This is a genomic window from Clostridium thermarum (genome assembly GCF_006351925.1).
In the GTDB taxonomy this organism is placed as follows: domain Bacteria; phylum Bacillota; class Clostridia; order Clostridiales; family Clostridiaceae; genus Clostridium_AU; species Clostridium_AU thermarum.
In genome coordinates this window covers 767,033-786,034 of record NZ_CP040924.1, presented here as the reverse complement: position 1 = coordinate 786,034, position 19,002 = coordinate 767,033, and the positions used below count along the sequence as shown (strand labels likewise).

The following is a 19,002-nucleotide window of genomic DNA, read 5'->3' as shown; positions in this document are numbered from 1 at the left end:
TGTTTAAACCAACAACTTCTGCAATGTCTAAAATTGCATCCATGCTTCCCATGTCCAGTCCCTCTGTAATTTATACCAAACCTCTTTCCCATATTTCTTAAGTTAGCAAACATTTGCTTTAGAGCCGCCTCAGGAAAGCCCTGTGTTATAACAATGCCCTTTCCGGCTCCTATATATATTATTTTATTAATAATATATCCATAAATTTGACTAGTTATGTAGAAGGTTTTGGATTATCTTAGTAAATATCCGAAAACTCATTATCTATCTTTTCAATACTGGCTTGAGCCGTTAATCTCTGTAAATCTAGTTCCCTGTTCTTAACTTCTACCAGCATTGCCGGAAGTACTACTATGAATTCACATTTCAACTTTTCCTCTACGTAATTCTTTTCCACCACAGTTCCCCATGCTCCCAAACTATTGACAAATGTCTTCTTCTTTTATAGTTATTACTTCTTTGGAAGTTCCAACAGCTAGTTCTTCAGTCATTATTCTATTGGCTTGTTTCATTCTTATCCTCTCGAAAAGCTGCCTAGCCAACCTTGCATTTCCAAAGCTTTTATCCCTTGATGAATATAGTTCCTTTAACACATTGTAAAGGACCCTTTCTGCTTTCTCCTCAAGTATATAATCATTTTCCAAGCAGTACTTTTTAAAAATTTCCATAAGTTCATCCGGGTTGTAATCCGGAAAATGCATGGTAAATCCCACTCTGCTTTTTATACCTGGGTTTAGATTTAAAAGTTCCTCTATTTCTTCCGTATACCCAGCCAATATTACCATTAGCTTATCCCGATTATCCTCCATCTCTTTTATCAAGGTTGCAAGAGCTTCCTTCCCATAGTCATTTTCCCCACCTTGGGCCAGGGTATATGCCTCATCGATAAAGAGTACACCGCCATAAGCTTCTTTAATCTTATACAAGGTCTTAGATGAAGTCTGTCCTATGTATTCTCCTACTAAGTCTTCCCTGGTTACCTCAATCAGCTGCCCCCTTTTTAGTACTCCTATTTCCTTAAACAATCTGCTTATGAGCCTTGCTACAGTGGTCTTACCGGTGCCTGGGTTGCCGGTAAAGACCATGTTCAAAGTGATTTCTTCGTTTCTGTAACCCAACTCTTTCCTTCTTTTCTGTAAGTGAATGAAATCAATTAATTCCTTTACAGATGCTTTGACCTCTTTAAGCCCAATAAGTTTATTTAGTTCCCCTAATATTGAGTTAACTTCTTGCTCTTTTACTTCCAGTGAACTTAAGCCAAAATCAACAGCGGATAGCTTTTTTAACTCTTCCTGGGATGCTTTGCTTACAACTGTTCTATAGGCCTTTTCCCTTATAGCATCTTCAACTACATTTCTTACCGTTCTTCCATTAGCGAAAGACGTATCCACCATTAGCCTGCGTATTTTTTCTTTGAACGCTTCTACTGCTGATTCATCCATTTCATAATATTTCTCTGCCGCCACCTTTTTTGCTATTAGCAGCAGCTGCTCTTCTGTATAATCTTCAAAGTTTATTTGTACATTTATCCTGCTCTTAAGCCCAGGATTTGCCTGCATGAGTTTGTTTATCTCACGGTAATATCCAGCAAGAATGACAACAAATTTCCCTCGATTATCTTCCATGGCTTTAACAAGAGTATCTACCGCCTCTACACCATAGTCATTTGGATTTTCTGACCGATACAGAGAATATGCCTCATCAATGAACAGAATTCCGTCCATAGCACTCTCAATAACCTTTCTTGTCAATATAGCAGTCTGTCCAACATATTGTCCTACTATTTTTGACCTGTCAACTTCAACAACATGGCCTTTGTTTAACACTCCTGCTTGTACTAATATTTCTCCCAACAATCTGGCTATGGTTGTCTTACCTGTACCTGGATTTCCTGTAAACATAAAGTGATAGCTTAAATTTTGCTCAGTTAATTTAAGAACCTGGCTTCGGTCTCTTTCATAGTTGAGATAATTCATTATACTGTAAAGTTCTCTTTTAACATTTTCCAGACCGATAAGAGAATCTAATTTTTTCTTAATTTCAAACCATTTATCCTTATTGGCTGATAGACTTGCCTTTGTATTGGTGTCATCATTACACTCCCCATTAACTACATTCTCTGATGGGGCTTTGATATCTTTAGCTTCCATGACTTCACTTTGGCCATGCTCTCTATGCTGTAAAGCATTAGTACTTTGAGTTGGAACCCACAGTTTTCTTGCGATGTGTTCTCTGAATTCTGACAGTTGTACTGTCTTTCTCAATTCTATTGCCTTGTCTATATACTGTACTGCTTCCTCATAGTTATGAATTTTTTCCAAGAACTTTCCTAATGTAAAATATATATAATGTAATACATTTGTATTGTTTATGCTCTCTTTCTGAGAACTTTCAACAGCATCAAGAGTTTTTAAATAATTTCCCTTTGCCTTTTCTTTTTCCCCACGATATTCAGCCAGCTTTGCATCGTATAAATATTGAAGTGCTTTCTCTTTAGTCTTGATTAAGGCTTCTCCAAAAGTTTTAACCGCTTCCACATCTTCTTTTAGTTCCTCTAAGACCTGTGCCTTTTGAATATATATGGGTAAATACCTGTCGTCTAACTTTAAGGCTTCATTGCACTTAGCTAAAACCATTTTATATTGCTTTTCCTCTAACAGATTTATATTCCCTTTTGCTATTTCCTCAGGAGTGATTTTCTTTTTTTCTTGGATAAAGTCAAAAAGTCTGTTTAAGGTCTTTAGTCTCTTTATTTCCCTTGATTGGTCACCCTTGCTTTCAAGCTTATTACTACTTACCTTCAATGATAAATTCTTCAGACTGAATTCCTTGAGTAAAGCATCTATATACTTTTCCATAGAAACATTGCCCTGCTGTCTAAGGCTGACATATCCAGGATATTCAACAGCCTCAATACCAAAGTAGGGTATGTTGTTTTTCTTTATATAATTAAGCCATCTGACCTTCTGCTTATAAACAGCCTTCCTATTGTCCCATCCCCAGGCCAAAAGGGTCCAAGGAATTTTATCTGAGTTCAATATATAATCACGGTAGCCTTTGAATAAAACTTCTCTATTAACCTCTTCAGCTGGAGATTCAAGCTCAAAAATCGTACTTGGTGCATCTAACAATGAGAAAAGGTTGTATATGTATAGTGTTCCCTCCAGCTTCTCACCCTGGTATAATTTTTCAACAAACTTAATTACATGTAATATGGCCTCATCAGGTTTGATGACACCAATAAATTCACGCCCTTCGTTTATTGGACCATGTATAGAGTCCCCTTGCCTCAAGCGCAGCAATACCAGGATTACACATCACACAAGCCCCAATGATATTTTCACTGTTTCCCCACTGCAGATATGTGGCAGGTCTATATATACCCATGCCGTATTTTACAAAAGTCCCGTACATTATTGCTTTGCTCATATAGGTCCTCCTTTCTATGGTCTAATAATTATATTGAGTATTTCTACATAATATTGTGTTTTTCCTCTAATTGCGATGACAAAAATTTAGTATAAAAAAGTTCGTTGTAATTGTTATATGGTTAATATTTACAGAGCCTAAGAATTATGTTTGTATAAGAAAAAGGTGCCTTGTTTAAGACACCTTTTTATAAGAATTGTTTATTCTAGCTCAAATGTGATTTTATCTATAGTAACTGTACTTCCTGCACCAGGTGCACAGAATAGTGATAGTGTATTTGCTCCAGCTGCTAATGTTACATTAAATTTAGTCTGAACATACTCAGTTGATGGACCACATGCTCCATTCCCAATTTTTGTACCAGTATTATCCCTTATCTCACAATACAAACCAGCAGGTGAACATTTTGCATATATTGTAACAGCGTAAGATCCTTCTTCTGGAGCTTCAACATCAAATGTAATTCTTCCTGGTTCATTAGAAGATATGCTGTCTGTATTTTTAGTAAATACCGCATCCATTGATATGGTATCTTCTGCCTCTACTGTGATTATTAAGGTTCTGTAGGCGGTGGTGTTTCTTCATCATCAACAACCTTAGTAATTACAATATCATCAAAATATATTGTATGAGGAGTTCCACGTAATACATCAGTAATGTCTTCACCTGTCTTTCCAAAGAAGAAAATCATCTTTGTAGTCTCACTCTTTGTTACGGTGAATTCATAAGAGTAATTATTCATGTCTGTTGTAAGGTTATCAGTAACATCAAAATAGCGGTAATTGCCTGCTCCTTCGATTACCACACCAAAGCTTCTCCCCACAGAGGCTCTGGCCTTAAAGGTTAAATTGTATTTTACATTTGGCTCGAAGTTGAAATCAGTTTGTATAAACTGTACAGACCATGGTTCAACACCAAAACCACTAATATCAATCTTTGCTTCACCGTCTACTACATTGATTGCCACGTAACCATCACTCCAACCAGTCCATGGAGCAGCTCCTGCCGCAAAGTCACCATTTACAACCAAGTTAGTGTTACCTGGTACAGTAACAGGCACCAAGGCAGCAATTGCATCTGTCAGTACAGTTACAGCAGCATCTACTTCTGCCTGAGTAGTATCTTCCTTTGAATTAACAGCTTTTGCATTTGTCAATGCAGTCTGTAATGTAGTCCAAGAATCTGCTGTGTAGTTCCCTTCCACTTTTGCTTCTGCTTCACTAATTTTAGCTGCCAGATGGGTTTTATTTACTGACGGGGCTGTACTGCCATCACCTATTACTTGAATTGTTATGTCATCAAGATATATATCAGTTACAGCGGCACCACCGGTCACATTACCTACTTCAAATACCATCTTGATATTATCGAAAGTAGGCTCTGTTACAGTGAATGCAAAAGTATATTGCTGTTCTGTAGTAGTTAAATCTATTATCTTTGTAGGAGCGTAGTTTGTAAACCATGGATCTGCTGTTAAGGCTTTACCAATGTTTACATTCATCTTTCTGGCTATTCCCGCCCTAGCTTTAAAACTTACTACATAGGTCTTTCCATTTTCCAGACATATTCCCTGCTGGAAAACTTGTGGTGAATATGCAGCGCCACCTACAGAAGTTAAGCTGATCTTCATCTTTCCATCTTCTGCATTTACTGTTCCGTTGGCAAATCCTGCCCACTGGTCTCCCCACCAGTGTTCCCAGCCTGCCGTATCTGTTGTAAAGTCACCGTTTGACAGTTTATTAGCTGCATTGGTTACTATTATAGAATTAGGTACTTTCACAGAAATTGCTTCTTGAATTTTTATATCATCAAGGTAAATATCAGTTACAGCGGCACCACCGGTCACATTACCTACTTCAAATACCATCTTGATATTATCGAAAGTAGACTCTGTTACAGTGAATACAAAAGTATATTGCTGTTCTGTAGTAGTTAAATCTATTACCTTTGTAGGAGCGTAGTTTGTAAACCATGGATCTGCTGTTAAGGCTTTACCGATGTTTACATTCATCTTTCTGGCTATTCCCGCCCTAGCTTTAAAACTTACTACATAGGTCTTTCCATTTTCCAGACGTATTCCCTGCTGGAAAACTTGTGGTGAATATGCAGCGCCACCTACAGAAGTTAAGCTGATCTTCATCTTTCCATCTTCTGCATTTACTGTTCCGTTGGCAAATCCTGCCCACTGGTCTCCCCACCAGTGTTCCCAGCCTGCTGTATCTGTTGTAAAATCACCATTATCCACAAGATTTACACCATGTGCAACTATATTAGTATCTTTTAGGTCAATTATTGGCTCCCCACCTGTAACTTCCTTAACTTGAACATCATCGATATAAATCTTATGAACTACATTAGGTGTAGTTGCAGATCCATTTGTTACGTTACCAATACAGAAATTCAACTTTAGACGTCCATCTGCTGCTGGAGTTATTGTTGCTGTATAACCAACAGTATTATCACTTGTTATGTCAAATAATCTGTCTCCTCCAATATGGGTGTATTCTACACGAATTGGTCTGTTTACTGTTGACCATGCCCTGAAGCTTAATTCGTAAGTCTTTCCTGCTGCTAATTGAATTCCTTCCTGGTAGAACTGAGTACTCCAATTTTCAGAGGATATACTATTAATAGTGATTTCTGCTGCTCCGTCTTTAATTTCAAAAGCAGAAGAACTGTCATGTGACCAAATTGACCATGATGCCTTTCCATTAGTCATATCACCATTAATAACCAGGTTACCATCATTAGGCAGTATTGTCTGTATAACAGTTGCTGATACAAATCCATCAGCTTCTGCAGTTATAGTATAACTGCCTGCTGTTGAAAAAATACCAGTAATGAAACTAATATTTCCTGCAGACACGGTATACTTATCTGCTGCCAATGTACTTCCATTTACCTTTATGGCAGTAATGGCATCTCTCCATTCTGAATTATCAATAAAGGTAACCTCTATTGCATTACCAGACTTATTATCTGCAGTATCTGCAACTAACATTGGCGCCTGCTTATAGGGCGGATTTTTTACCTGGAATACAACATCATCAATGTAAATATCACCCGCAGCAGCTGCAGCTGTTTTTCCTAATTGATATTTAAGTGTTACTACATCATCCACAGTTGGTTTGATAGTATAAGTGAAGGTCTGCCAATAGTTTGTTAATTGTATTGAACCGGAATCAAAGGCTCTTGCATAAGATGCATTTTCCATTGTTACCAGAATATCACGGCTTACAGAAGACTTTGCCTTAAATGAGAATGTATATTCAATCCCTCTTTTAATGCTCATGCCACCTTGCATAAGCATTATGTTCCAAGCTTCACTTCCAAGAGTTGTTGCAGATATTTTAGCTGCTCCATTATCTACTGCGAAATTAGCATTGGCACCCTGTGTAAATTGTTCCCAAGCAGTAATGCCGTGAGCAAAATCACCATTCTTTAATGGATATAAATCTACTCCGGTATAATCTATACTTGTCTTGATGAGTTTTACATCATCCAAGAATACTGTAGACTCATTGCCACCAAGCATAAATACTAAGTTAGATTCTAAGTCAGTTATATCTCCCATGGTAAAGGATAATCGGAAAGTTTCGTAGGAGGTTGTTAAATTTACTTCCTTTTCAGCAAAGCTTGTAGCTCCGTCTTTGCTGGTAAGTTTTACTTTAGCAGTTCTGTCAGCAGCTGCTTTTGCCTTAAAGGTTAGTAAATAATCGCTGTTCTTTGTTAACTGTATTGCGCCTTGCTCCACAGTTACATCCTCAGCAGCATTTCCTCCCTTTACTATATTGACATTGAGTTCCCTGGTTGCTTCCGGAACAAACATTGCTGCAGCAGCATTTGCAGATTTGTTAAGTGTCCAGTAAGCTAATCTATCAATGGTATACTTGTCAAAGGCACCATTATATACATGGTTTCCGCTGTTGGGAAGAGGATCCTTTGACTTATTTGGATCCACTGATGGCGGATCAACTTCTACAAGCCTTACATTTCCAATCCAAACCGGTCCTGTAGTAGTTGCACAGTTAAATTCTATACGGGTTAAGATATCTGAGTCCTTTGTCATCTGGAATACTTTCTTAAAGGATTGAACGTCGGTTGTTAAATTAATAGTATAACTATCAGAATAAGCTGCCCAGCCTACTGTAGAGCCTCCGCCTAGTTTTGTTACTATTGTCCTGTTCTTATCGGCCTTTGCATCAAAGGAAAACTCATACCATCTGCCTTTTCCTAAGGTGGTATGCTGCTCAAGCTGTACAGAGTAATTCTGATTACCTGCATTGGTTACATCAACCTTCGCAAAATTCCTGCCATCAATCCTTTCTACGGTTACAGTTGCTTGACCTCCAAATTGTGCGTTGTGGATGAAATTCCACCCATTACCAAATTCTGCGTCTATACCTTCACGGTTATCTTTAATGCCATTTTCAAAATTGGTATCATACACTAAATTCAGTGCATTACCTTCTTCATCATGATGAGGTCTAGCACCTGCCGGTAATTCTTCTACCTCAAGTCTTGGTTCTACCGGAGTCTTGTAAGGTCTGCCAGTAAGTTCATAAACTCTTACATAGTCAACTTCCATTGCTGGATTGTCTTCAAATTCCTGTGCTCCCGGAACTACGTTTCCCACATAGTTTCCGCCTACAGCAAGGTTAAGAATAATGTAGAATTCTTGGTCGAATGGTGCTGGGAAGGCATACTTTTCATCACCATCACTTCCATTTGTATACCAGTTGTTCTGTGTATGATATACTACGCCATCAACCAGCCATCTAATTTCACCCGGTTCCCATTCTACAGCATAGGTATGGTAATCACCTATACCAGTACCTTCTTCAAAATGATGTGTACCTCCGGCATACTTATTATTGGGCCATGAGCCTCCAAAATGTATTGTTCCATTTACATGACCTGGTTGATGACCAATGGCTTCCATAATATCCAATTCTCCGGAGGATGCCCAACCACCATAAACATCATTCTTCGGCATCATCCAGAAGGCCGGCCAGAACCCTTGTCCCACTGGCATTTTTATCCTTGCTTCTATCTTACCATATTTCTTAGCATATGTTGGCTTAGTCCATATTCTGCCTGAGGTATATGGCTTTCCACCAACCCTCTCCATTTTAGGAGTTATTATCAGGGTATCATTCTTAATCTCAATATTATTCTTTGCATAATATTCTTGTTCGTTATTTCCCCAGCCATCAAGTCCATACTCTGCTCCGGTTCCTATCTGGTAACCCCATTTATCTAAATCCAAACCATTTGTATCTAGATTTGTTCCTGATCTATCGAATTCATCGGACCATACCAGTGTCCAAAGAGCCGGCACAATCACTTTTACTGATGTGGTAATAGTTGTACCAGGTACCCTGCCCACAAATGTATACGTTGCCCCTTCTTCAACATTTCCATTATAACCAGTTGTATCCCATACTACGGCCACACTATTCGTAACTCCGTTTGACCAAGTTGCTTGTACAGTTCCTGGTAAAGCCAGGTTTTCAACAGGAGTTCCATAATATACGTTGATAGGCTGTGGAGCTGTAACAGATACAATATATGGTGCTGCTACACTTACAGCTGTAGTATAAACATTTATTGTTACAGTTTTAGTTGATCCTTCAACGGTTCCTGTAAGAACATAACTCTTCGCTGCCGTTGATGTTGAATCATAAGCAGATGTGTCCCAAGTAACCTTCGTATTTTCTATAACACCATTTGACATAAATACTTTTACTGTCTTAGGCAGTATATTTTCTAAATTCGCTAAGCTTGTACCAGCATACACTGTAATTGATGAAGGCTGCATTACGTAAATGATAGAAGGTCCTCCAACCTTTACATCAATACTAGTTGTTAACTTTGTACCTTCAAGTACCCCCTTAAAGGTGTAAGTAGTTTCTTTTGAAACGTTACCATCGTAGCTTGAGGTATCCCAAGTTACATCAACACCATTTAAAGCTCCATTAGAAAGATAAACTAAAACACCTGCCGGTAACTTTACTTTTAGCTGGGCTAAGGATGTTCCATTTGCAACAGTTATTGGCTCAGGTGCCACTATTGATGCTATAGAGGGTGCTGCAACCTTAACGGTTATGGTAGTATTTTTCTCGGTTCCTTCAACATCTCCTGTAAATACATATTCAGTTTCCCTTAATACCTTACCGTTATATTTTGAGGTATCCCATACTACCTTTGCACTTGCAGCAGTTTTATCCGACTTTACCACAGTAACTGTCTTAGGCAGATTCAGCTTGTCTACTGTTGTTCCATTTGCAACACTAATTTGCTCCGGTGTTTTAATGGATATAACAAAAGGATTGGCTAAAATTACTTTTATTTTTGCTGTTAATTTTGTTCCTTTAACCGTACCCGTAAAAGTAAAGGTATGTGAGGACTTAACATTAGATACATATCCTTTTGTGTTCCAAGTAACATCCGCTTTGGACTTTGTACCATTTGACATAACAACGTCAACTTGTTTTGGAAGCAGCTTCTGTAAGGTAACCTCTCTGGTTCCGTTATCCACGTAGAAATCAGCCGGATTAACTACCCTTTTAATTGTACCTGTAGCTGCATTTGCTTCTACTGCTGGAATAAAAGCTGCATTTCCAATGATAAAGCATAGCATTGCAAACAGCGCAATAATCTGCTTACCATGTCTCTTAAATGAGCAAAATAGATTTTTCATGTTTAGCTCCTCTCTGAAAAAGATTTTCACAGTCTTTTTAAATATAAGTTTTCCATGATGCTGAGACTTCAGATTGTTTTCTCCATCCTATCCCCCCTTATGTTTTCAGTTAAGCTATTCAGAAAATACAATAAAGCCATAATTTATATATAGCTAAATTTTAATGACACCGTTTTCATTTTACAGTTTAATTCTACCTTCTGTGTAAATATATGATAAGTAAAAAAATTTCATATTTGGTGTGGTTTTTTTGGATTATTACATTATGCCAACTATTTAATTTTCTAACAAAAAAACTGCACCTAAACATTTATTCAGGTGCAGTTTCATATGTTATTTAATTTATGCCAGATATGCTTCTATAGACTTTACATTTCCGTTTCTTACAGCTTCAGCAAATGGGCTTCCAATTGTATCACCTTGTATTTCAGCCTCTTCTCCTTGCACTGTAGTAAGTACCATTTTCTCAATCTTTACGCCACCATCTCCATAGGTATCAGCCTTCTTTGGGTTATGATAGGTTACAGCTGTTTTACCTAGGAATTTGAAGCCAGCTTTTCCTTCTTCATCGAAGAAGTCAGCAGAAAGAATAGGACTCAAGGTCAGCTTCAATTCATTATTTTCATAAGTGAATACCTTTTTTCCTGCCATCATTATAAACCACATGCTTAGCACTTCGGAAGTAGAACCACTGAGTCTGGCCTGGAAGCCTCGTCCGTGCATTGATTCATCCGGATTTACTGAGCTTGCAATAAAGGAGGAGTTCTCAAGGATACTTCTGCCGTAAACTGCCGGGTTTAAGAATGGTATCAATGCAGTTTTAATATCCTCATAGTATTCCTTATATAAACCAGCTTTTAGTATTGCCAGTAAGTACTTATATTCCATGTGAAGGAATACCGCCTCTCTTTCCAGCCAGCCAGCAGTAAAGGCTCTTACTCTTCCGATTTCATTTCCGAAAGCATCTATTGGCTCGGAAGTTTTATACATTCCCAACTTTCTATCATACATGTTACTTGCTTTTACTTCCCTGTAAAGTACTGATGCAGCCTCTTTATCCTTCATACTCTTTAGAATACGGGCCGGGGCTTCCAAGAACAAGGGCAGCGGCTCGCACTCAAATTCTGTGACTTTCACATTTTGATAGCCATTTACCGGATTAGTTTTTCCTTCTAACACTTCATACTTAGTAGCTTTGTATGTGAAATAAGTTGGATAAACTCCATTACCATACTTTAAGGATTTGCTTAGGCCCTGTTCAATCTTATTGTCAAATTTCTTGAATACTTCAAGAATTCTCTTAGTATTTAATGTCTTTTCCTCTCCATCAATTCCATAATATACCTTATCTCTGTATTCTTCTCTAGCAGAAGCCACTTTATCCCAGTAATCAAAGTCATTAAGCTTTCCGTCTATATATTGATTTAGAAGTTCTTCAGCCTTGTCTAACAGTTCTGCAATCTCAACAGGAAGCTTAACTTCCTTATCAAACTTAGCAGATACTTCTATAATAAATTCCACTATTCTCTTAAGTTCTGCAGTTTCATTCATAGCAGACCCGAAGAGTCCTGGCAGACCATTCATGGCATCGTTCCAGCCTGGTTTTTCGCCTTCCATTTCGATACCCATGCCATAAGGATCCATAGTTACAAACTTATTTAAAGCCAAGGATACCAGCTTTGCGTATAAGTTTGTTTCATATATATCACCTAACCCGTGCTTGGTCTTTAGCCAATTAGTGCCCTTTATACTAATTCCCAGCTTATGGCATTTTTCTTCATCTTCCATTATAGCCCCATACTGACGCACTTTTCCTTTAGTTATTACATGCTTTTCTACTCTCTTTAACACCCTTACAGGACTGTCAAAGAAACGATAAGACTTATCCTCAAAGACAAAGTTTTCTATGGTATCAGGATAAACCAATAGGTAAGTGTCAACTAAGTCCATATTGTATGTCCAGTGATCTGACCAGTAACCTTCGCCAAACTCAGCTTCGTAGTTTTGTTCAGATACTTCAAGGGCTTTTTGTAATAACTCTTCCTTTGATAATGAAAGCTTAACATCATTGTCAACAATATAGGATATAAGTTTTCCCGGAGTATATTTGTCCTTTAAGATCTTTTCTATGCCCTCTTTATCACTGATAACAAATTCCAAAATACCATCAAGAGCCTTTTCATTTAACTTAAAAGTTGAACCTTTAACAGATAGTGGATTATATCCATCTACCTGAATTAAACTCATAAACTGCTTAACATTAAAATCCTTAACTTCAGGGTAGATTAGTACATCGTTTCTTCTATTCTGATTTACATCTCTAAAGTTTCCATTTCCCTGTGAATAGTAAGCCGGTTCTAATGAGAAGAAGTTATATTCCCTTTCTGTATCACCATGTTTTCTTGAAAACACATGATAAACATGGTTCTTTTCACCAGACTTGAAGATTAATGGCTTTCCACCTCTCAGCATATTGTCCAGGAAGCTTTGGTCTATATACTTATCAAAGTTGTTGTGAGCAGTGTTTGTGTTTACATCGCTGACTAACTCATCTATCAATTCTACTGCTTCCTTTTGCTTTTTCTCAATATATTCAAGGGTAAAATCATTCTTTCTTCTATTAATAAGTTCTTCAGCAGCAACATGTCCTATTACCGTGTATATTACAAACTTATCTTTTAAAACAGTCTTAGTGCCTGTAAATCCCCCCGGGATCTTATTTTCCGCTACCTGCTTTCTGCTTAACAGCTCATCTATGGAGCAATCCCAGCCATCAGGCTTTGTAAGTGATGTATTATTTCCGAAAATGATATCCATATCAAATATTGGAGAAACTAAGCCCTTACTTTCGGAAGTGAAGGACAAATAAAAATGTCCTTTGTTAACTTCTCCCACTTCTGAGCTGTCAGAAGTTGTTGCTCGAACCTTATAGTATGGAATATTATTTTCCAGGTTTATTACATCAAACCAGGCTCTTGCTAAGTTGGCTATTGCTTGGAAAGCTGCATTACTATAGCCAAATGGAATAATCTGTGTTAATCCATCCAGAACTTCAATTTCCTTTTCAACTGCATCCAGGTTTTTGATTTCTACTTTTCTTACAATGGCCGCAAAGGTTTCTCTTGGCATTGTAAAGTATGTAACTGTCACTGCAATTTTCAAGTTATCATTTACTTCTTCAACTTTAAATAGATTCTTTTCTATTATCATTCTCCTCTTAACACTGTCATTGGACATAGAAGAGAATATTTCATGAATAGAGCCCTTATATTTTATAAAGGTTCTGAAACCCTGAAGTTCTATATTTTTATACATAGTAACTGCAGGCATAAACTCCATAATAGTACTATCTTTATCATTTACTCCAAAGCTTCCCAAGCCCTGACCTCTATTGCAATAAAATGACCACATGGGTATGCCATCTATACCTGCAACACCAGGCAAGAAGCTGGCAAAGGTTTTTGCTTTGTCATAGTCTTCAATGATAAATTGTCCTTCCTTGTTTAGATCATACCTAACTGACATGTTTATTCCTCCTTATTTGTACCATCATTTTGCTTTGAAGCCTTTGATTCTTTAAAGAAATTTCTTTTATATTCTATAGGCGAAACCCCGGTTATGCTTCTAAAATGCTTGGAGAATTGTTTAGAATCGTCATAACCAACCATTTTGCCCACTTCATACACTTTACTCTCATCACTTTTCAGAATCTCTTTTGCTTTATTGATTCTAACTCGTTTCAGATAACTGACAAAATTTTCACCGGTATGCTCCTTAAATACTTGAGAAAAATATGAATAATTTAAGGAGACCTCATTGGATACTGTAGCTAAATTTATGTCCTTATGGTAGTTATTATTAATAAACTCTATGGCCTTATCGATTTTATCCTTATTTCCATATATCTCTTTCATGGTTTTAATATATTCATTAATGGAAATAATAAAATCTTTTAGCTCATGATAATATTGTTTATAGTTTTTGAAATTATATATACTCTTAAACTTTTGGATCTTTTTCAGCATATCTTCCTCATTTGAAAAAATTCTAGCTTCGATTTCATCCAAAACCATATGGTTTATCAACTTATTAGTTTCCTCCAGGTAACATATGCTAAAATTTCTAAATTTATTTTCATTAAAAATTTCATCAAAGAGACTGTAAATCTCTTTATCCCTATCTGTACCCAGCATATTACCCAGCTTTTCAATCTTGTCTGATTGTAAATTATAGTCCTTATTTCTGTCTTGAATATCTGAGTATTTAATCACTGTATTGCCATGATAATTAATGAATATTCTATATTTTAAGGCCTCTTCTGCTTGAGCAAAACAAGGTTTTAATGACATAATACCTTGACCTGGATTACTTAATCCAATATGATATCTAAATCTGTAATCGTTCAAACACTTTTGCTTAATAATTTCAAAAACGCTTATGTCCTGTGAAATAATCACCAGCCCATTATGCCATTGAAAAGTTTTAAAACCACTATGCTGTGATTCTTTACCATATCTATCAAGTATAATATTTATCTCATTAGAAATGTCCTGCTTTAAGCTTACATCTGTTTCAAGTTTGTTGTTCTCTTCTTTTATCAACAAGCCTATATAATACTTATGGTTTAATAAATCAAACTGCAGTCTTTTTCCAATGTTTTCAATTTCAGCCTCAGAAATATCAGTCCTCAAAATAATATTCTTTATTTCGGCTTCAATGTATTCATCTATGTGTACACTATATGCATTCTTTACAGCTTCTGTTTCCTCAGATTTCTTTATTATATTTTCAATCTTATCAAGACTTTCATATAATTCTTCTCTCTTAATAGGCTTTAATAAATAGTTTTGTACTCCACATTTCAGTGCTTCTACAGCATAGTTAAAATCGTCATAACCACTTAGTATTAATATTAGCGGTTTAAATTTAAACTCCTGCAGTTTTTTGATAAAAGTTATTCCATCCATTTCGGGCATCCTTATATCTGTTATAACTATATCAATTTTTTCTTTGCTTACAATATCTAGTGCCTCAAGTCCATTAGAGCATAAAACTACATCATAAAAGTCTTTTGCTTTTCTTTCTATCATTGTTTTTACGCCGGTTCTAATTAGCTTTTCATCATCAACAACCAAAACTTTTCTCATAGCATCTATCTCCTATTATTTAATAAGGCAGAGTTACAATAACGCTAGTGTATGAATCAACTTCGCTTAATATTTCGATACCATATTCATCTCCATAAAAAAGTTTAATCCTCTCATTAACATTTTTAAGTCCAATACCAGTAGATGCTTTTTTCTTATTTTCATTTACTTCATCATTATCTGACTTTTTAAAGTTTGAGATTTTTTTGTTTAGTTTTTCTACTTCATCCTTTGGTATACCTACTCCGTTATCAGTAACGGATACCTTAAAAAATATCCCCTGCAAATAGGCTTTTACACAGATGTTGAATTTTTCATCATCCATCATGTTCTTTAGTCCATGCTTTACTGAGTTTTCCACTATGGGCTGCAAAGACATCTTTAAGATTTCATGTTCAAGAAGATTTTCTTCTATCTCCAAAATTAAGTTTATTTTATTGTCAAATCTTACATTCATTAATGTAATATAATTCTGAATATGGGCTATCTCTTCATGCAATGTGGAAAATTCACTGTTCCACTTCATGTTATATCTCATCATTGCTCCCAGTGAGTAAATAGAATCAGCAATCATATATTGCTCATCTATTTCTGCCATCATCTTTATATTTTCCAAGGTATTATATATAAAATGTGAATCAATTTGATTGTGCAGAGCTCTTAGTTCAGCCTCCTTGGTAACGGACCTTTTATCTACTGCATCCTGAATTAATTCATTAATTTTTTTCAAAGTTTTTCTGAAATGATGGGCTAGTTCCCCTATTTCGTCACTGCCTCTTATAGGTATATCTATATTAAAATCTCCCTGCTGCATTCTTTTCATGGACTGAATAATAACATAGAGTCTCTTAAGAAGTATTGAGGTTATAAAATATATGACAATAGAAAGAATAGCTATAATAATTACAGAGCCCAATATATATACAATTTTCATCTGCTTTGTATAATGGATAAGTTCGTCCATGGATACTACATTTAATATATCCAGGCCTAATTCCTCAATTTCGGTATATATAACGATCATATCTTTTTTATTATATGTTAAGGTAAAATTATCACTGTTTTCTTTCTTATTTTTTAAATATTCCTGCAATAGGAAGTGTGAAGGCAAGAAATTTTCCTTTAGAAATTTGCTGTTTTCATTAGTATAAATATTATTTGACTTATCTATTACATAGAATTGACCTTCTGTTTTTTCATTTTCACTAAACATCTTAGTAAAAAAAACTTTAGAAGGCATGTTTACTCTTATGACGCCGATATTCCTGTTTTCAATTATTGCCCTGCAAAATCCCACTACTGGCTCGCCATCTCCATTTGCATTTCTGAAAGTATCAAATATAATATCATCATAGTTTACGCTGAGATCCAAATAGAATTTACCATTGGCCTCCATAGTTTTTTTATACCAGTACTTATCATTAGCCCTATAGTCTTTAAATATCAAAGGCCATATTTCCATAACGTTTTTATTGCTGCTGAAAAAATTAATACTCTTTATTGATGGGTTACTATATTGCATCCTTAAAATATTGTTCAAGGTGTCCTGATTAAATTCAACTAATTCATCAATGTTATACTCATCAGATGACTTCATATAAGCCATAAACTTGTCATCGGTAATAACCATCTGTGACATCTTTACCAATGCTTGAAAGTTTCTGTTAATACTGGCTTTCTCAGCTTCTAACTGGTACCTGTTTTCACTGATAGCATCTTTTTTCAGATTATTTTCAAATCCCCTGATTGTGAGTAAAGAAAAAGCTATAGTTGGAATAGTAATGATAACTATATATGAATAAATGAGCTTTTTAACTAATTTCAAATTACGTAGATCATTCATCTTTTCACGTATAAAATTTTTCAATGAAAACTTATCATTAGTATTATCCATAACGCATCAACCTCATACTCATTTTTCTATATTATATCATTTATACTTCTGCTATACTAATGTATAAATATATATTAAGGCCCAGCTATGCTGGACCTTAATATAACTTTATTATTACATACCAAGCTTTTTCTTGTTCTTTTCTAACTGTGCTGCCCTGTAAGCGCTAACTTTATCAAGTCCTAATTCTATTCTCTTTGCTTGCCATGCCTGCCAAATCTGATCGAATTCTGCTTCAGTCTTAGCATTTAATAACTTAGGCAATGTCTTACCCCATTCTTGTGCCATTGTTGAAGCTGCTATACCTTCTTCTGAAGTACCAGTTGGGTCTATACCATCATATAATGCATAGCTTACAGTCTTACCCTTTGTCCAGTCTTCCAACTGCTTAGCTGGTTCTGCTGCAGGAGGAGCCCATTGCAGGTTCATGTTAGTATCCATCAGCATCCAGTGCTTGAAGGATGCACCATACTCTTTATCAAATTTAGTTCTGTCTGTATTTAGTACCTGTAAAACTTCTGGTAAGAATTGTTCTTTACCATCTATTACATCATATGTGAAACCTTTTTTACCTAAATATAGGTCTTTGTTACCTTCTTCACTGATAAGGTAGCTTAAGAACTTAATTGCTCTTTCTGGATCCTTGTTATCCTTGGAAATCAATGTAACAGTCCATCCAGCAAGTCCATCACCAGCTAGCTTAGGTGCGTCCAAATTGGAGTTTGCAGGTCCGTCAACAGCTATATATACCTTGTTTGGATCTGCAGCATAAAGTGCCTGTAACTGAGCGGACATATCGCTTCTCTGATATATCATTGCGAAGTATCTGCCTTGAGCAATCTTTTCTTCCATCTGAGCTCTCTTATCTACGAATATATCCTTGGATAATAAGCCCATTTCATTAGCAGTTCTGAATGTCTTTAACCACTTAATGTAATCTGGATCTGTGCTTCTGTCATATAGCTTACCATCTTTTTCGTATGGTATAGCTAGGAAGTTCTGTAAGTATCCTTCTAAGCTGTAGTTACCAGCGTCAGTAAATTCATGCAAACCAAGCGGAATTAATGGTTGTCCGTTAACTTCTGGGAACTTTTCTTTTGCAGCCTTTAAGGCATTTAAGAATCCTTCTGGAGTTCTCATATCTGGCTTTCCTAATGCTTCATACATATCCTTTCTTACAAGGAATGTCTGATTTGATGGTTTTAAATTAGCATATTTTTCGAAGTCCTTTGGCGATGAGGAAGCATTTGGGTATCCGTATACATTTCCATTGTCCTGTCTGTACCACGCCAACTTCTGTTCATCAGCAACTTTGTAGAAATACATATCATACTTGTCAGCTAATTCATTTAAAGGTAAAACCATTTCACCTTCAATCATTTTCTTAACTGCATCTTCCCACCAGCCAAGTGTTATAAAGTCTGGAACTGAACCTGAGGCAAGCATTGTGTTAAGAGCTTCTGCTTCGTTACCAGCCGGAACGATGTAGTTAATGCTTACACCAGTCTTTTCAGTAATATACTTTGCAATAGGGTCATCCCACTTGGATGCAAACCATGAGAAATTGATATACCAATCGAAAGTGATTGGTGAAGTATCACCTTTCCAACCAGGCTCAACATCTGCAGGAGCTGTTGTTTCTCCAGCAGAAGGTGTAGTAGTTTCTGTTGGTGTTGGTGAATCAGATGGTGTATCCTTCTTACATCCAGAGAACAGTCCTACACTTAAAACTGCAGTCATTGCTAGAGCTAGTAATGTAGACAATCTTTTTTTGTTCATTTTTATCCCCCTTAAAATATATTTTATATTTACTTGCTAATGTGCTATAC

At 36.2% G+C, this 19,002-nt stretch carries 9 protein-coding genes; all 9 read right to left on the bottom strand.

Going from position 1 to position 19,002, the window contains the following annotated elements; all coding sequences use genetic code 11:
• Positions 1-238 precede the first annotated feature (238 nt).
• Positions 239-397 (bottom strand): hypothetical protein, encoded by a 159-nt coding sequence (locus tag FHY60_RS17775; protein ID WP_163215721.1) that lies wholly within the window; start codon positions 395-397, stop codon positions 239-241.
• 22 nt (positions 398-419) lie between these two features.
• Complete coding sequence (locus FHY60_RS03320) at positions 420-3,293, bottom strand: AAA family ATPase (protein ID WP_139903449.1); 2,874 nt, start codon at positions 3,291-3,293, stop codon at positions 420-422.
• Positions 3,247-3,429, bottom strand: coding sequence for a hypothetical protein (locus tag FHY60_RS03315; protein ID WP_139903447.1), 183 nt, complete (start codon positions 3,427-3,429; stop codon positions 3,247-3,249). Before FHY60_RS03315 ends, FHY60_RS03320 begins: the two co-directional genes overlap by 47 nt.
• 200 nt (positions 3,430-3,629) lie before the next feature.
• Entirely contained in the window at positions 3,630-3,950 is a 321-nt protein-coding gene (locus tag FHY60_RS03310) for a carbohydrate-binding protein (RefSeq protein ID WP_139903445.1), read from the bottom strand.
• 32 nt (positions 3,951-3,982) lie between these two features.
• Positions 3,983-10,132, bottom strand: a complete 6,150-nt coding sequence (locus FHY60_RS03305) for a carbohydrate binding domain-containing protein (protein ID WP_139903443.1) — start codon at positions 10,130-10,132, stop codon at positions 3,983-3,985.
• A gap of 342 nt (positions 10,133-10,474) precedes the next feature.
• Positions 10,475-13,657 carry a cellobiose phosphorylase gene (locus FHY60_RS03300; protein ID WP_139903440.1) on the bottom strand — a complete coding sequence of 1,061 codons (3,183 nt, stop codon included), beginning with the start codon at positions 13,655-13,657 and terminating at the stop codon, positions 10,475-10,477.
• A gap of 2 nt (positions 13,658-13,659) precedes the next feature.
• Positions 13,660-15,279, bottom strand: coding sequence for a response regulator transcription factor (locus FHY60_RS03295; RefSeq protein WP_139903439.1), 1,620 nt, complete (start codon positions 15,277-15,279; stop codon positions 13,660-13,662).
• A gap of 19 nt (positions 15,280-15,298) precedes the next feature.
• Positions 15,299-17,173 (bottom strand): cache domain-containing sensor histidine kinase, encoded by a 1,875-nt coding sequence (locus FHY60_RS03290; RefSeq protein WP_139903435.1) that lies wholly within the window; start codon positions 17,171-17,173, stop codon positions 15,299-15,301.
• A gap of 114 nt (positions 17,174-17,287) precedes the next feature.
• The gene (locus FHY60_RS03285) at positions 17,288-18,952 is read right to left on the bottom strand and encodes a type 2 periplasmic-binding domain-containing protein (protein ID WP_139903430.1); all 1,665 of its coding nucleotides are present in this window, start codon (positions 18,950-18,952) and stop codon (positions 17,288-17,290) included.
• Positions 18,953-19,002 lie beyond the last annotated feature (50 nt).

Excerpts from the sequence above, each read along its gene's own strand:
- FHY60_RS03315 (WP_139903447.1), bottom strand. The coding sequence starts at position 3,429 with ATGAGCAAAGCAATAATGTACGGGACTTTTGTAAAATACGGCATGGGT.
- FHY60_RS03310 (WP_139903445.1), bottom strand. The coding sequence starts at position 3,950 with ATGGATGCGGTATTTACTAAAAATACAGACAGCATATCTTCTAATGAA.
- FHY60_RS03305 (WP_139903443.1), bottom strand. The coding sequence starts at position 10,132 with ATGAAAAATCTATTTTGCTCATTTAAGAGACATGGTAAGCAGATTATT.
- FHY60_RS03300 (WP_139903440.1), bottom strand. The coding sequence starts at position 13,657 with ATGTCAGTTAGGTATGATCTAAACAAGGAAGGACAATTTATCATTGAA.
- FHY60_RS03295 (WP_139903439.1), bottom strand. The coding sequence starts at position 15,279 with ATGAGAAAAGTTTTGGTTGTTGATGATGAAAAGCTAATTAGAACCGGC.
- FHY60_RS03290 (WP_139903435.1), bottom strand. The coding sequence starts at position 17,173 with ATGGATAATACTAATGATAAGTTTTCATTGAAAAATTTTATACGTGAA.
- FHY60_RS03285 (WP_139903430.1), bottom strand. The coding sequence starts at position 18,952 with ATGAACAAAAAAAGATTGTCTACATTACTAGCTCTAGCAATGACTGCA.